The 15,737-nt window shown below is 60.4% G+C and carries 15 protein-coding genes; 5 read left to right on the forward strand and 10 right to left on the reverse strand.

Annotated features, from left to right (window positions below; genetic code table 11):
• Window positions 1-67: 67 nt before the first annotated feature.
• Window positions 68-841: a DeoR/GlpR family DNA-binding transcription regulator gene (locus QA648_RS14875; protein ID WP_104824578.1), complete on the forward strand. Its 774-nt coding sequence runs from the start codon at window positions 68-70 to the stop codon at window positions 839-841.
• Between the two features lie 117 nt (window positions 842-958).
• Complete coding sequence (gene glpD, locus QA648_RS14880) at window positions 959-2,470, forward strand: glycerol-3-phosphate dehydrogenase (RefSeq protein WP_283047762.1); 1,512 nt, start codon at window positions 959-961, stop codon at window positions 2,468-2,470.
• 109 nt (window positions 2,471-2,579) lie between these two features.
• Here glpD and soxR read toward each other — a convergent pair whose 3' ends face one another.
• Entirely contained in the window at window positions 2,580-3,038 is a 459-nt protein-coding gene (gene soxR / locus QA648_RS14885; RefSeq protein WP_104825240.1) for a redox-sensitive transcriptional activator SoxR, read from the reverse strand.
• Between the two features lie 74 nt (window positions 3,039-3,112).
• On the opposite strand from soxR, the gene QA648_RS14890 reads away from it, so the two are divergent.
• Window positions 3,113-3,688, forward strand: a complete 576-nt coding sequence (locus tag QA648_RS14890) for an NAD(P)H-dependent oxidoreductase (RefSeq protein ID WP_104824580.1) — start codon at window positions 3,113-3,115, stop codon at window positions 3,686-3,688.
• Window positions 3,689-3,880: 192 nt separating this feature from the next.
• Window positions 3,881-5,131 (forward strand): acyltransferase, encoded by a 1,251-nt coding sequence (locus QA648_RS14895; protein ID WP_283047764.1) that lies wholly within the window; start codon window positions 3,881-3,883, stop codon window positions 5,129-5,131.
• A gap of 40 nt (window positions 5,132-5,171) precedes the next feature.
• Here the strand turns inward: QA648_RS14895 and QA648_RS14900 are convergent, their stop codons facing one another.
• From QA648_RS14900 to QA648_RS14910, 3 genes are read right to left on the reverse strand one after another with little or no spacing between them, the layout of a single operon-like run.
• The gene (locus QA648_RS14900) at window positions 5,172-6,293 is read right to left on the reverse strand and encodes a mandelate racemase/muconate lactonizing enzyme family protein (protein ID WP_283047766.1); all 1,122 of its coding nucleotides are present in this window, start codon (window positions 6,291-6,293) and stop codon (window positions 5,172-5,174) included.
• Window positions 6,294-6,312: 19 nt separating this feature from the next.
• Complete coding sequence (locus QA648_RS14905) at window positions 6,313-7,812, reverse strand: aldehyde dehydrogenase (RefSeq protein ID WP_283047768.1); 1,500 nt, start codon at window positions 7,810-7,812, stop codon at window positions 6,313-6,315.
• A 1-nt stretch (window position 7,813) separates the two neighbouring features.
• Window positions 7,814-9,007 carry an iron-containing alcohol dehydrogenase gene (locus tag QA648_RS14910; protein ID WP_245463996.1) on the reverse strand — a complete coding sequence of 398 codons (1,194 nt, stop codon included), beginning with the start codon at window positions 9,005-9,007 and terminating at the stop codon, window positions 7,814-7,816.
• Between the two features lie 68 nt (window positions 9,008-9,075).
• Here QA648_RS14910 and QA648_RS14915 point away from each other — a divergent pair, with 68 nt between their 5' ends.
• A complete protein-coding gene (locus QA648_RS14915; RefSeq protein ID WP_283047770.1) occupies window positions 9,076-9,981 on the forward strand; it encodes a LysR substrate-binding domain-containing protein in 906 nt (301 codons plus the stop codon).
• 75 nt (window positions 9,982-10,056) lie between these two features.
• On the opposite strand, the gene QA648_RS14920 is transcribed toward QA648_RS14915, so the two are convergent.
• From QA648_RS14920 to QA648_RS14945, 6 genes are all read right to left on the reverse strand, one after another.
• Entirely contained in the window at window positions 10,057-10,464 is a 408-nt protein-coding gene (locus QA648_RS14920; RefSeq protein ID WP_104824584.1) for a F0F1 ATP synthase subunit epsilon, read from the reverse strand.
• Between the two features lie 75 nt (window positions 10,465-10,539).
• The gene (atpD, locus tag QA648_RS14925) at window positions 10,540-11,970 is read right to left on the reverse strand and encodes a F0F1 ATP synthase subunit beta (protein WP_283047771.1); all 1,431 of its coding nucleotides are present in this window, start codon (window positions 11,968-11,970) and stop codon (window positions 10,540-10,542) included.
• A gap of 23 nt (window positions 11,971-11,993) precedes the next feature.
• The gene (locus QA648_RS14930; protein ID WP_104824586.1) at window positions 11,994-12,878 is read right to left on the reverse strand and encodes a F0F1 ATP synthase subunit gamma; all 885 of its coding nucleotides are present in this window, start codon (window positions 12,876-12,878) and stop codon (window positions 11,994-11,996) included.
• 29 nt (window positions 12,879-12,907) lie between these two features.
• Window positions 12,908-14,437 carry a F0F1 ATP synthase subunit alpha gene (gene atpA, locus QA648_RS14935; protein ID WP_104824587.1) on the reverse strand — a complete coding sequence of 510 codons (1,530 nt, stop codon included), beginning with the start codon at window positions 14,435-14,437 and terminating at the stop codon, window positions 12,908-12,910.
• Window positions 14,437-15,003: a F0F1 ATP synthase subunit delta gene (locus QA648_RS14940; protein WP_104825243.1), complete on the reverse strand. Its 567-nt coding sequence runs from the start codon at window positions 15,001-15,003 to the stop codon at window positions 14,437-14,439. Before QA648_RS14940 ends, atpA begins: the two co-directional genes overlap by 1 nt.
• Window positions 15,004-15,265: 262 nt before the next feature.
• Window positions 15,266-15,649, reverse strand: coding sequence for a DUF4345 family protein (locus tag QA648_RS14945; protein ID WP_104824588.1), 384 nt, complete (start codon window positions 15,647-15,649; stop codon window positions 15,266-15,268).
• Window positions 15,650-15,737: the final 88 nt, after the last annotated feature.

Raw genomic sequence — 15,737 nt, forward strand, 5'->3', positions numbered from 1 at the left:
TCGGCAATTGCGGAATTTTCACTTTATCATATGATGACGAAAAAACGAAAGAAAGGGAGCGTCGACAATGTTCCTATCCGGACGCCAGACGGAGATTCTGGAAATCGCCAAGGCTGAGGGGCGCGTGCTGGTGGAGGAACTGGCGCTGCGTTTTTCGGTAACGCCACAAACCATCCGCAAGGATTTGAACGATCTCTGTGACGGCCGCGTTCTATCGCGCGTCCACGGTGGCGCGATCTTTCCCGGCGGGACGGAAAACGTCAAATACGAGGCGCGCCGCTCCATTGCCGCCCCTGAAAAGCAGGCGATCGGCCGCGCCGCCGCCGGCTTGATCCCCAACAACACCTCTCTTTTCATCAATATCGGCACCACCACGGAAGCGGTCGGCGAGGCGCTCCTCGGCCATCACGAACTGATGGTAATCACCAATAACATCAACGTTGCCAATAAGTTACGTATTTTCCCATCGATCGAAGTGGTTATAGCCGGCGGCGTCGTGCGCGGCTCGGATGGCGGCATCGTCGGCGAAGCCGCGGTCGATTTCATCAGGCAATTCAAGGTGGACTACGCCATCATCGGGACTTCGGCCGTCGACGCCGACGGCGCGCTTTTGGATTTCGATTTCCGCGAAGTGAAAGTGGCGCAGGCAATCATTGCCAATGCCCGCCATGTCATACTGGTGGCCGACAGCACCAAGTTCGAACGCACCGCTCCGGTGCGCATCGGCCATCTCTCGCAAGTCCATACTTTCGTTACCGACGAATGTCGCGTCGAATCCGTCCGCGCCGCCGCGGCGGAACACGGCGTTCGCCTGTTGGAAACCTCGCGCCGCCAGAATTGATCCTCACATCGCTTTCGTCACGAAACGTTCGTTTGACATTCGGATTGATTTCGTTTTAGATGAATCAATTTTCGAATTTTCCATTTCCCAAAATGGCAGACCTTTTCGGAGGGGCGGGTGAGCGAGCAGATTTACGACATTTTCGTTATCGGCGGCGGCATCAACGGCTGCGGCATAGCTCGTGACGCTGCCGGACGCGGCTACAAGGTAGCGCTTGCGGAAATGAATGATTTCGCCTCCGGCACATCGTCCGGGGCGACCAAGCTCATCCACGGCGGCCTGCGCTACCTCGAACATTATGAATTCCGCCTGGTGCGCGAGTCGCTGATGGAGCGTGAAGTGCTCTGGGCGATGGCGCCGCACATCATCTGGCCGATGCGTTTCGTCCTGCCTTACCACAAGGGCGGCATCCGCCCGGCCTGGTTGATCCGCCTCGGCCTCTTCCTCTATGATCATCTCGGTGGCCGCAAGCTGCTGCCGCCGACCGCGACGCTGGACATGAAGAGGGACCCGGCGGGAAAACCGCTGAAGGCGTTGTTTACCAAGGCTTTCGAATATTCCGACGGCTGGGTGGACGATGCGCGCATGGTCGTGCTCAACGCCCGCGACGCGGCCGATCGCGGCGCCACGATCATGCCGCGGACCAAGGTAATTTCCGCTCGTCGCGAAGGGGTCACCTGGACGATTGAAACACAGAACACCGTCACCGGCGAGAAGCGCACGTTCCAGTCGCGCATGCTCATCAATGCCGCCGGTCCTTGGGTCGACCATGTCCTGTCCGACGCCTTCGGCAAGAACCAGGTGCACAATGTCCGCCTGGTGCAGGGCAGCCATATCATCGTCCGCAAGAAGTTCGACGATCCCCGCGCCTATTTCTTCCAGAATCCGGATAACCGTATCATCTTCGCCATCCCCTATGAACAGGATTTCACCCTGATCGGCACGACGGATCGCGACTACAAGGATGATCCGAAGGATGTGAAGATTTCCGACGAGGAAACCACCTATCTCTGCAACGCCGCCAGCGAATATTTCAAGGAGCCGGTCCGGCGCGAGGACATCGTCTGGTCCTATTCCGCCGTACGTCCGCTCTATGACGACGGCGCTTCCAAGGCGCAGGAAGCGACGCGCGATTATGTGCTGAAGGTCGAAGGCGCCGAGGGACAGGCGCCGTTGCTCAACGTTTTCGGGGGCAAGCTCACCACCTATCGCCGCCTTAGCGAACATGCGCTGGAAAAGATCGGAGAGGTCATCGGCCTCAAGGGCACACCATGGACGGCCAAGAGCTCCCTTCCGGGCGGCGATTTTCCGGTTCGCGGCTATGAGGCCGAGGTCGCTAAGTTGAAGGCACGTTATCCCTTCCTCGCCGACCCGCATGCCCGCCGGCTGGTGCGCCGATATGGCACCCGCGCCGCCATGCTCCTTGGAGAGGCGAAGGCCGTGGCCGATCTCGGCCGCAGCTTCGGCAGCGATCTCTATGAAGCGGAAGTCCGCTATCTCATGGCGCATGAATGGGCCTACACCGCCGCCGACGTCCTTTGGCGTCGTTCGAAGAAAGGCCTCTATCTCTCGAAGGATGAAGCCGCCGCGCTGGATGATTATATGGCCGGCACGCGCGTTCATGCTTAGGCAGGCACGGCGCTCCAGAGCAATTCCAGCAAAAGTGCGAAACGGTGTTGCATCCTGCTTGAAAACAAAGAGATAGAGTACTTCCGTGGTTCGAAGAAACACGGATACTCTAGGGATCCAGCAGACGCGGCCCAGGCCCCTCTTCTGACAGCACATCCCAGGGATTGCGTAAGGGGCAGGTCTGCATCGAGAGACAGCCGCAGCCGATGCAGCCGTCGAGTTGATCACGCAGGCCCTGCAGCCGCTTGATCCTTTTGTCGAGATCATCCTTCCAGTGTGCCGAGAGCGCCCGCCAATCGGCGCCTGTCGGCGTCCGGCTTTGCGGCAGCGTGTCGAGTGCCGCTTGAATCTCAGCAAGCGGAATGCCGACACGCTGCGCCACCTTGATGACCGCCACCCGGCGCAGGACCTCGCGGGCGTAACGCCGCTGATTGCCGCGGCTGCGATGGCTCTCGATCAGCCCTTTTGCCTCGTAGAAATGCAGCGTCGAGACCGCGACGCCGCTGCGCGCCGCCACCTCGCCGACCGTCAGCAATTTGGAAAATTGATCGGATTCGATTTTTTCCATCATACGTCCTTGACCTCAACTTTACTTGAGGTTCTATAGCTCCTGCTCCGAAGCGCGTAAAGCAGGAGCAACGCATGACTGGACCTACCAAGCTGGCAATTCTCTACGGCAGCACCCGCAAGGGCCGACTATGTGACCGCGTGGTCAATTGGGTCGTCCGTGAGCTGGAAAACTATCCGCTGATCGACATCGACATTATCGATCCCCTTGAATTCGACCTGCCGGCGCAGCACGACCGCGAGCATCCGGCCGTCGCGGCCCTCGCCGAGCGGCTCTCCAAGGCCGATGCCTTCATCGTCGTCACGCCGGAATACAATCACAGCTTCACCGCCTCGCTGAAATTCGTGCTCGATCTCGTTTATGAGCCATGGCAGGGCAAGCCGGTCGCCTTCGTTTCCTATGGCGGCATTTCCGGCGGGCTTCGTGCCGTCGAACAATTGCGGCTGGTCTTTGCCGAGCTGCATGCCGTAACCGTGCGCGACACCGTCAGCTTCGCCAATCCCTGGGGCCGGTTCGCCGAAGATGGCTCCCTTGAAAACCCGATCGAGGCACGTCAATCGCTGGTGCGGATGATGGCGAAGCTGCATTGGTGGAGCGCGGCCTTGAAACCGGCTCACGCAACGCGCCCCTATCGCTCCGTCGCCGCCTGAGCGCCTTCTGCAATATCCGAACACGGTCTTTCGTTTCTGGCAGGTGCGAAAGACCGGTTTGACGTCCGGACCTGGTACCCCAGGTCCGGACGTCTGTTATACACCCAGAAGTTTACCTTGCCGCAAAGCTGCGCTTGCCGAAGTCGCCTCGATGACCTAACCCAATAGGAAGACAGTTTCGGCGGTATTGCGATGGAGAACGAGAAACGTCTTGGGGGAGCGGATTTCATGCGCGCCGTCGCATGTCTGATGGTGCTCGCCCACCATCTCGCGCTCCGGATGGATTTCAACAAGATCCCCCCGACCTTGGACTTGACCTTCATGTTGGCGCGCTTCGGCAATCACGGCGTCTCGGTCTTCTTCGTTCTCAGCGGCTTTCTTCTCTCCCGTCCCTTCTGGCTGGCGCTGGATAGAGCCCAGCCGTTACCGTCTTTGAAGATTTACACCATGCGCCGCGCTGCACGCATCCTGCCGGGCTTCTGGGTCGCCCTGACGGTCGGCTTCGTGCTGAGTTTCACCATCTATGAATTTCCGCTCGATGGAGAGCTGATCGGCCGCTACGTCGCCGGCTTCTTCCTGATGAGCCAATGGCATTGGCGCACCTTTTTTCCGGTGCAGGGTGACGGCCCCCTATGGTCGATCCCCTTCGAGACAACCTGCTATGTCCTTTTGCCGATCGGCTTCCTGCTGCTGTTCCATGCAACGCCGAGATCACGCTCCGTTCTCGTCAGCCGGTTGCTCTGGATCGGCATCATCGCGGCGGCGCTGGTAGGCCATTGGCTGGTGGTGAGCTATCTCCCGACAGACAACATCGGGAAGGGATGGCAATATGGCTTCGAGGGCGGCGCCAAGGAATGGATGCCGCGCTACAATCCCATCGGTTTCTTCGCGATATTCGCGATCGGCGCGCTGGCTGCCGGAATCCAGACCATCCTTCCTGCCCGCCGCTCGGCAATCTACGATGTCATCGGAGCGCTTATGATCGTCATGGGCGCATGGCAGTTGCCGCAATCCATCGGCGGCCCAGCGGAAGGCTATGCCTGGCTTGGCATTCCCTATCAATTCCCGCTGCTTCCCCTGGCGGCCGCTGTCGCGCTCTGCGTTCTGCCGCAGTCGGTCTTTCTGGGAAGAGTTGTCGACTTCAGTCTCATCCGCTATGTCGCCACCGTCTCCTTCGGCGTCTATATCTGGCAGGATATCGTGCTGACGCTGATGAAGACGCTCTTCCCCTGGACCTTCGGCACCGGCTCCGACGATGTGCTTGGCGGATGGATCACATCGAGCCTCGTCGCAATCCTCATCATTTTCGCGATCGGCACCTTCAGCTATTTCTGCCTGGAACGCCCAATCATTCGCTGGGCGCGCACCCGCGAGCAGGCGACACGGACGATGCCCACATCCGACAAAAAAGCCGCCCAAGGGAAACCATTGGGCGGCAGATAAGGTGGGAAACGAAACTCGACCGGGAAGGCCGAGCATCATGTCAGATGCGAGTGGCTTTCAGTCGCTCCTCATCGAGAACAACACCGAGGCCGGGAGATAGCCCCAAATCCAGCCAGCCCTCATCGTGCTTGAGCGGCATCGCCATCGGATAGTCACGACGGGCCTCGCTCCATTCCGGATTGTCATACGGATATTCGAGCCAAGGCGCATCCCCGACACCCGCGGTCAAATGCGCGTTCGCCAGCACACCGATACCATTCGTCCATGAGTGCGGCGTAAATTGGACACCCGCCTCACGCGCCTGGTAGACCAGCCGCCGGCAGCCGGTGATGCCGCCGACCAGCGCCACATCCGGCTGAATGACATCGAAGGCGCGTTCCTCGATGATGTCACGGAACTCATACAGCTCCCGCGTCATCTCGCCGCCGGCAATGCGCACGGAGGTCGCCTGCTTCAGCTCCTGCATGCCCTTGCGGTCAGAACGATGCAACGGCTCCTCCATCCAATAGATGCCGAGCCGCTCCAGCTCTTTTGCAACCGCCAGCGCATCCTTGAAAGTCCATGGTAATGTCGTATCCCACGGCATGCGCCAACCCTGGTTGCAGTCGACCATCAGTTCCAGCCTGGTGCCCACACGCGCACGGATCGCCTCCAGGGCCTTCACATCGTCCCGCCAACTGCCGCGCCCGCCCGCAGACGAAGAGAAACGCACCTTCATCGCCGGAAAGCCTTCTTCGAGATAACGTTCCGCCTGCTCCGCCATTGCAGCCGGCTCTCGCAACACGCCGGAGGAAGCGTAGAGGCGCACACGGCTGGCCCGGCCGCCAAGCATCCGCCAAACCGGCTCGCCAGTGATCTTGCCGGAGAGATCCCAGAGCGCCAGATCCATCGGCCAGCAGCGGCCGTAGTGAAAATTAATATGCGACAGGACCTCGTAATGGCGCTCCAGATGCCGCGGGTCCTGACCGATGAACAGATCCTCGTGCCCCTCGAACCCTTTCATTAGGTCACCGGAGCCGATGCCCTCGCGGCCCTCGTCATCCCGAACGCGGACGATCGTCGCATCGAAATGCCAGCGCGGCCGCCCATCCCAGCTCGCCTTGAACGGCGGATCGAGCGGCAGCCGGTGATGGGTGATTTCGATGGAAACAATCTTGCTCATGGTCATGCCCCCCCAAACCTTAGCCGAACTGCTGCCAGATGGTCTTGTAGTCGCAATATTTGTCGATCGCATGCACCGAGCGGTCGCGGCCGAAGCCAGACTGCTTGAAGCCGCCGAAGGGCGTGGCAAAATTCGACATATCATAGGTGTTGATCCATACGGTGCCCGCATGGATCGCCTCGGCAAAGCGGTGAGCACGATCCATGTCCTTGGTGAAGACGGCGCCGGCGAGGCCGTAGATGGTGTCATTTGCGATCTTTAGGGCCTGCTCCTCGGTATCGAAGGGAATAGCGGCGAGCACGGGCCCGAAAATCTCCTGCCGCGCCAGGCTCATGTCGTTGCTCATGTCGACGAAGACGCCGGGCGAAACATAATAGCCACCAGTCTCGCTCAAGACACGCTCGGCGCCGAAGGCGCGGCGCGCGCCTTCCTTCTCGCCGGCGGCAATCATCGACAGCACCTTGTTCATATGCTCCTCCTCGATCAGCGCGCCGATCTGCGCCGTGGGGTCCAGCGGATGCTTGAGCGCGATATCGGAGCGGGTCACTGCCTCGATCTTCGCAATCAGCTTCTCCTGCACCGAGCGCTGCACGATCAGCCGCGTCGAGGCATGGCAGGTTTCGCCGGAATTGTAGAAGCAGCCCCAGGCGGCCGCACTCGCCGCCGCATCGAGATTGGCGTCTTCGAAGACGACCAACGGCGACTTGCCGCCGAGTTCCAGCGCCACGCGCTTGACGTTCGACTGCGCCGCATAGCCCATGATCAGCTTGCCGACCTCGGTCGAGCCGGTGAAGGCGATCATGTCGACATCCATATGCAGCGCCAGCGGCTTGCCGGTCTCTTCGCCATAGCCGGTGACGACGTTGAAGACACCGGCGGGCAGCCCTGCTTCGAACGCAAGTTCGGCCAGGCGGATGGCGGATAGCGAGGACTGCTCCGCCGGCTTCAGCACCACGGAATTGCCGGCCGCGATGGCCGGGCCGAGTTTCCAGGCATCGATGATCATCGGATAGTTCCAAGGCGTAATCGCCCCGATGACACCGAGCGGTACCTTGCGCACCAAAGCGCGGGCATTCTGCCCGGTCGGCGCGATCTCGTCATACATCTTGTCGATCATCTCACCGTAAAACTGGATGCCGTCGGCGCAGAGGCGCACATCGACGGTGAGCGAGGCCATGACCGGCTTGCCGACATCAAGTGTTTCCAGCATGGCGAGTTCTTCGCCATGGGCGCGGATGAGTTCGGCCCATTTCAGCATGATCCGCTTCTTTTCCAGCGGCTCCTTCCTGCGCCAAATGCCGCTTTCGAAGGCGGCACGCGCGGCAGCCACGGCAGCGTCAATATCGGCCGCGTTGCCACGGGCCAGTTCCGCACCTGGTCTGCCATCCATCGGCCGGACGCGGGTGAAGGTCGCGCCGGAGGAAGAGGCGCGATAGGCGCCATCGATGAAATGCCGCCCTTCGAGCTTGAGGCCGGATAGAACGCCTTCCCAATAGTCGCGCGTATAATTCTTGGTCATCTCAAATTCCTTTCGGCAGCGCCATGACGGTGGCGGCGAAGCGGTCGATGTCGGCATCCGTGACATCGCGTACGGTCGAACGCCGCATCGGCTGGTTTTCCGGAGCGCGCATTTCGCGCGCGAGATCGGTCGTATCGAAAGGTATGAACGCTGCCGGCAAAGCGTGGACAATACCGCAACGGTCCATCCAATCGGAGAGGAAGGCGGGCAGCGCCGCCGCACCTTCGAGGCCGCAAGCCCTTGCGGCAGCGTTGAGATCAACCGTATCCGCCTCGACCAGCCAGGGCAGCGTCGCTTCAAAGCCGAGGGCGGTTGCAAGCCCATGGTGGACCGGCGCAAGGCCGGCCAGCGCGTGGCTGATATTGTGGGCAATCGCCGTGCCGCAATTGTCGATGGCGATGCCGGCGAAGCAGGAGCCGAGCAGCACGTCACCCCGCGCCTCGATATTGCCGGGCTCCTTCACCGCCGTTTCCAGCGCGCCGGTGATCAGCCGCAGTGCCTGATAGGCGTAGAGCTGCGCACCGCGATGCGTGTTGCGGTTCGTCGCCGCCTCGAAAGCATGGATGAAGGCATCGAGGCCGCACCAGGCGGTGAGACCCGCCGGCAGCGTGGTCGTCAGAGCCGGATCGAGGATGACGAGATCTGCCTTGGTTTCCGGCCCCCAGATCCAGAGCTTCTTGCCCTCGGGGCCTGCAAAAATATTGGTGGCCGAGGTCTCCGAGCCAGTACCGGCCGTCGTCGGCACCATGATCTTCTTCAGCGGGCTCTTCGGTAGGGGATTGGCGGCCAGTGCATAAAACATCGGGTCTTCGCCCGATGCTGCGCAACAGGCGACGATCTTGGCGATATCCAGCGCCGAACCGCCGCCGACGCCGATTACCAGATCCGCGCCCTTCGCCGCTTCTATCGCCGAGCGGATATGCGCGAGTTTCGGCTCGCCGGAGAAATCCGAGAAGACCTGCGTGGCGATGCCCGCTTCCGTCAGATCGCTTCTGATTTTATTCGCAAGACCCGACTGAGCCAGAAAGGCATCGATCACCAAGAAAGCGGCGGAAACACCATCGAAGGATTTGGCGGCACCGGCAAGGCCGGACAGCGCGCCGCTGCCAAAGTGGATGTCTGGAATGGCGGAAATGGAAAAGGACACGAGGATCACCAGGAAAAGCGCAGCAGATTCGATGCCGCAATCCTGCATCACAATTTCAGCTCTTCAAATCTGGCCATTTATCGGGAATATTGATGACTTGAAGTTATGGAGAGACAATGCTGGAGAAGATACCGCTGGAAGCCTTTCGCGTGTTCGATGCCGCGGCGCGCGCGATGAACTTTTCCGGCGCCGGCCGCGAATTGAACATCACGCAAGCGGCCGTCAGCCGACGTATCAAGGGGCTGGAGGATCATCTGGGCGCCGCGCTCTTTACCCGGCGCGGCCGGAACTTGGCGCTGACGCCGGAAGGCGAACGGCTGTTTCAGCGCGTCCGCGCCACGCTGGAATATCTCGAGGAGAGCCTGGAGCCTTTCCGCGCCGGCACAGGCGAGATCATTTCGATCGCTGCCAGCGGCTCGGTCTCGCATCTCTGGCTCGGGCAGCGGCTCAAGGATTTCGGCAAGGAGAGCCCCGGCATCTCCGTCCGCCTGCTGACGACGGACTCGCCTTCGGAACTTGCATCGGAAACCAACGACCTCGTCATTCTCTATTCCACCGGCGAACATCCGCGCTGGAACCTGACGCTATTGATGAAGGAAGTGCTGGTTCCGATCGCCTCGCCCGATTATCTCGCCAGCCGCGGCCTGGAGCCGCAGGCTTTGACATCGGCTGACATAGCCGGGCTGGATCTCATCGATTACGAGCGCTTCAACGCCCACTGGATCAGCTTCCGCCAATGGTTCGGCCGCATCGGCAACCCATTGAGGAGCAAACTGCCCCGACCGCGGCTATCCTTCTCCACCTACATCATGGCGGTCGAGGCGGCATTGCGCGGCGAGGGTATCGCGCTCGGCAGCCTCGGACTTATCGAGGAACATCTGCGCTCGGGCGCACTGATTACCATCGGCAACGACCGGGTCGAAAGCGGCTTCGGTTATTATCTGGGCGCCCCCCGCTTCCGTGCGCTCTCGCCGGAAGCAAGCCAGTTGCATCGGCATTTGCTCGGCGGCTATCAGGGCTGACGCAAACCGAACCACCCAACAAAAAAGCGGCCCCCAAAGGCCGCTCTCATTCAAAACCTGAGACTAGGTACCGGATCAATCTTGGCCGATTGCGCCGCGCAGCCGCGTCATTTCCATGATGTAGTGCTCAAGGCGCGACTTGTGCTCGTGATGCTCGGCATCTTCGAGTTCTGCCCTGGCGATATCGATACGACGCGTCAGCTCATCCTGGTTGAGATCTTCTACCGGAATTGCGGATTCGGCCAGCAGCGTGCAGCCGGTCGGCAGGATGTCGGCGAAGCCGCCGAACACGACGTAATCCTGCTTCTTGCCCGATGCGGCATGCACCTTGACGACGCCCGGCTTGATCATGGTCATCGTCGGCGCATGATGGGCCATGACGGTCATCTCGCCTTCGCTGGCGGGAATGACGACATCGATAACCTGCTCCGACAGAAGCAGACGCTCCGGAGATACCAGTTCGAAATTGAAATTGTCAGGCATGACCGGTCTCTTCTCGATTGTCTTTATTTCAAGGCAACGGCGCACGAAACCTCGCGCGCCGTTCGATTGGTCTTATCAGGCAGCCAGCTTCTTGGCTTTTTCCATCGCCTCTTCGATCGAGCCGACCATGTAGAAAGCGGCTTCCGGCAGGTGATCGTATTCGCCGTTGACTAGGCCCTTGAAGCCCTTGATCGTGTCTTCGAGAGCGACGAGCTTACCCGGCGAACCGGTGAAGACTTCTGCGACGAAGAACGGCTGCGACAGGAAGCGCTCGATCTTGCGGGCGCGGGCAACGGCCAGCTTGTCTTCTTCCGACAGTTCGTCCATGCCGAGGATGGCGATGATGTCCTGGAGAGCCTTGTAGCGCTGCAGGGTCGACTGAACCTTACGAGCGACTTCATAGTGCTCTTCGCCGACGACCATCGGGTCGAGCATGCGCGAGGTGGAGTCGAGCGGGTCGACGGCCGGGTAGATACCCTTTTCAGCGATCGAGCGCGACAGAACCGTCGTTGCGTCCAAGTGGGCGAACGAGGTTGCCGGTGCCGGGTCGGTCAAGTCGTCGGCCGGAACGTAAATGGCCTGAACCGAGGTGATCGAGCCCGTCGTCGTCGTGGTGATGCGTTCCTGCATCTGGCCCATGTCGGTGGCGAGCGTCGGCTGATAGCCCACGGCCGAAGGAATACGGCCGAGCAGAGCCGACACTTCCGAACCAGCCTGGGTGAAGCGGAAGATGTTGTCGACGAAGAACAGAACGTCCTGGCCTTCATCGCGGAAGTTTTCAGCAACGGTCAGACCGGTCAGAGCGACGCGAGCACGAGCGCCCGGCGGTTCGTTCATCTGGCCGTAAACGAGCGCAGCCTTGGAGCCTTCGCCGCCGCCATGCTTGTTGACGCCAGATTCGATCATTTCGTGGTAGAGGTCGTTGCCTTCGCGGGTACGTTCACCCACGCCTGCGAACACCGAGTAACCACCGTGCGCCTTGGCGACGTTGTTGATCAGTTCCATGATGAGAACGGTCTTGCCGACGCCTGCGCCGCCGAAGAGGCCGATCTTGCCGCCCTTAGCGTAGGGAGCGAGCAGGTCGACGACCTTGATGCCGGTGACGAGAATCTGCGCTTCCGTGGACTGCTCGACGTAGGACGGAGCATCCTGGTGGATGGCGCGCTTCTTCTGGGTATTCAGCGGACCTGCTTCGTCGACCGGCTCGCCGATAACGTTCATGATACGGCCAAGCGTTTCATGTCCGACCGGAACCGAGATCGGCGCGCCCGTGTCCTTGACGGACTGGCCGCGAACCAGACCTTCGGTCGAGTCCATGGCGATGGTGCGGACGGAATTTTCGCCGAGGTGCTGTGCGACTTCGAGAACCAGACGATTGCCATTGTTGTCGGTTTCAAGCGCGTTCAGGATCGCCGGGAGTTCGCCTTCGAAAGCAACGTCCACAACGGCGCCGATAACCTGCGTAACCTTACCGACAGAACCTGCGGGGGTAGCTGCGTCAGCCATATTCTTACCCTCTTTTCCTAACCTCAGAGCGCTTCCGCGCCCGAAATGATTTCAATCAATTCCTTGGTGATCTGTGCCTGGCGCTGACGGTTGTAATTGAGCGTCAGCTTGTTGATCATCTCACCAGCGTTGCGCGTCGCATTGTCCATCGCGCTCATCTTGGCGCCCATCTCGCCGGCGACGTTCTCGAGGAGCGCGCGGAAGATCTGGACGGAGATGTTGCGCGGGATCAGGTCCGCGAGGATCGAAGCCGCATCCGGCTCGTATTCGTAAACGGCACCCTTATGCTCAGCATCCTCTTCGACAACGGTCGGAGCCGAAGCCGGGACGAGCTGAAACGCGGTCGGCACCTGGCTGATCACCGACTTGAACTCGGAATAGAACAGCGTGCAGACGTCGAACTCGCCGCCTTCGAACATTTCGATGACACGCTTGCCGATGGCATCGGCATTGTCGAAACCGATACGCTTGACGTCGCGCAGTTCCTTGCGCTCGACGATCAGCGAAGCATATTCACGGCGCAGGATGTCGTAGCCCTTCTTGCCGACCGTGAAGATCTTCACGGTCTTGCCGTCGGCCAGCAGCTTGCGGACGTGATCGCGGGCAAAACGTGCGATCTGCGAGTTGAAACCGCCGCAAAGGCCACGCTCAGCCGTGCAGACGATGAGCAAATGCACATCGCTCTTGCCGGTGCCGGTCATCAGCGGCGGCGCACCGTCCGCGTCGCTGACGGCAGCCGTGATATTGGCAAGAACGGCGCTCATGCGTTCCGAATAGGGCCGTGCGGCCTCGGCCGCCTCCTGGGCGCGCCGAAGCTTCGCCGCGGCGACCATTTTCATCGCCTTGGTGATCTTCTGCGTCGCCTTGACGGAGGCGATCCGGTTTTTCAGATCCTTAAGTGAAGGCATCCGGTATCCGTCCTAGAAGTGAGGTCCGATCAGGCGAAAGACTTGGCGTAGCTGTCGAGAGCAGCGATGAGCTTGCTCTTGGTCGCATCGCTGATGGCCTTTTCAGTGCGGATCGCGTCGAGGATGTCCTTGCCTTCCGACCGCAGGTAGGAAAGCAGGCCCTGCTCAAACTTGCCGACCAGGGCAACGCCGATCTTATCGAGATAGCCGTTGACGCCGGAGAAGATCACCGCAACCTGCTCTTCCGTCTTCAGCGGCGAGAACTGCGGCTGCTTCAGGAGCTCGGTCAGGCGGGCGCCGCGGTTCAGCAGGCGCTGCGTTGCGGCATCGAGGTCCGAACCGAACTGAGCGAAGGCGGCCATTTCGCGATACTGGGCGAGTTCGCCCTTGATCGAGCCGGCAACCTGCTTCATCGCCTTGATCTGTGCGGACGAACCGACGCGCGAAACCGACAGACCGACGTTAACGGCCGGGCGGATACCCTGATAGAACAGGTCGGTTTCGAGGAAGATCTGGCCGTCGGTGATCGAGATCACGTTGGTCGGGATGAACGCCGAAACGTCGTTACCTTGCGTTTCGATGACCGGAAGAGCGGTCAGCGAACCGGCGCCCTGTTCGTCGTTCATCTTGGCGGCGCGCTCGAGAAGGCGCGAATGCAGGTAGAAAACGTCGCCCGGATAGGCTTCGCGGCCCGGCGGGCGGCGAAGCAGCAGCGACATCTGACGATAGGAAACAGCCTGCTTCGACAGGTCGTCGTAGCCGATCAGGGCGTGCATGCCGTTGTCACGGAAATATTCGCCCATGGCGCAACCGGCGAACGGCGCCAGGTACTGCATCGGGGCCGGGTCGGAAGCCGTTGCGGCGACGACGATCGAGTACTTCAGCGCGCCGCGCTCTTCGAGCACCTTGACGAACTGGGCAACGGTCGAACGCTTCTGGCCGATAGCGACGTAGACGCAGTACAGCTTTTCGCTGTCCGGACCGGCATCGTGGATGGCCTTCTGGTTCAGGATCGTGTCGAGAATGATGGCGGTCTTGCCGGTCTGGCGGTCGCCGATGACAAGCTCGCGCTGGCCGCGGCCAACCGGGATCAGAGCGTCGATGGCCTTCAGGCCGGTCGACATCGGCTCATGAACCGACTTGCGCGGAATGATGCCCGGAGCCTTGACGTCGACGCGAGCGCGGCGGGTCGCATTGATCGGGCCCTTGCCGTCAATCGGGTTGCCGAGCGCGTCGACAACGCGGCCGAGAAGCTCCGGACCAACCGGAACGTCAACGATCGCGCCGGTGCGCTTGACGGTGTCGCCTTCCTTGATGTCACGGTCGGAGCCGAAGATAACCACGCCGACGTTGTCGGATTCGAGGTTCAGCGCCATGCCACGGATGCCGCCGGGGAATTCGACCATTTCGCCGGCCTGAACATTGTCCAGACCGTAGACGCGGGCGATACCGTCACCGACGGAGAGAACCTGGCCGACTTCGGAGACTTCAGCTTCCTTGCCGAAGTTTTTGATCTGATCTTTCAGAATTGCGGAAATTTCCGCGGCGCGGATATCCATCAGCCGACCTCTTTCAATGCAAGCTTAAGGGTGGAGAGTTTGGTGCGAAGGGACGTATCGATCTGACGCGAACCGACCTTGACGATCAGGCCACCAAGAATCGACGGATCGACGGTGACGGCAATCGCCACGTCCTTGCCGGTGACGCCCTTCAGCGCCGCCTTCAATTCATCTTCCTGCGCCGGGGTCAGCGCATGCGCCGAGGTGACCTCGGCGGAAACTTCACCGCGATGCTTCGCGGCAATGATACGGAAAGCCTTGATCATGCCCGGCAGCGCAAAAAGGCGCCGGTTGCCTGCCACGACCTTGAGGAAATTGGTGACGTAATTGCCGAAGCCCGCCTTCGTTGCCAGCGCCTGGACTGCACCGACCTGCTCTTCGGCCGAAAAGACCGGGCTCGAGACGAAACGCTTCAGATCTTCGCTGTCATCCAGCATGGCTTGAAACCGATCGAGATCGGCGGTCACTGCCGGAACAGCACCCTCTTCGAGGGCCAGCTCGAACAATGACGAGGCATATCGCTCTGCGACACCAGAAATATGCTGGGATGTGTCTGCCACGGGCACAAAATTCCCTGATTTCAACCCAAGAATCCGGCTTCCGGGAGACGGAAGCCACATGTTCTTGAATTCGTTTTGATTTCCCCCAGAAATCAGCAGGGGCTTCCCCCTACCTCATCCGAAATTCGGGGTTCGTCTAACATAGGATATTGAGACTCGCAACACGCGTAATAGCCGAATACGCTATTCGGGTGAATTTATGATGGCAAAAAGTTCAAAACCATGGGGATAGCGCGGGCAATTGCAGCCGAAGCGGGATCATTTTCGATCAAATATAGCCCAATCCGTAAAGAAGCGGTAGAGCCGCCAAAATCGCCTGGACAACCAGAAGTAACAAATTCACGAGAACGCTTCCCCGATCCGACATGATCGAGAGGATGCGACCGAAGGCGGCAACGGCAAAGGACGCTCCGAGCGCCAGGTAGACCATCGGCTGCGCCAGCAGGATAGCGACCAGCCCGAAGCCCAGATAGAAGCCACCAGCCGAACGCCCCTCGGCATAGGCTTCCGGCCGCCCTTCGCGCACCTGCAGCTTCAGGAAACGATAGGTGTAGCCGGGTGCGAACATCGCGAGGAAACCGATGAGCGCCGTAAACGCAGCCGAGCAATAGGCAAGCTGCTCGCCCAGGTCAGTCGGAAAATAAAGCTCCATCGGTCGTCCCCAAATCAACCTAAACCAAATCAATCATATCAAGAGGCTGACTTATGGCATGAACAGGCGAAACAGGGGAAGACGCCGG

This window comes from Rhizobium sp. CB3171, assembly GCF_029714265.1.
In the GTDB taxonomy this organism is placed as follows: domain Bacteria; phylum Pseudomonadota; class Alphaproteobacteria; order Rhizobiales; family Rhizobiaceae; genus Rhizobium.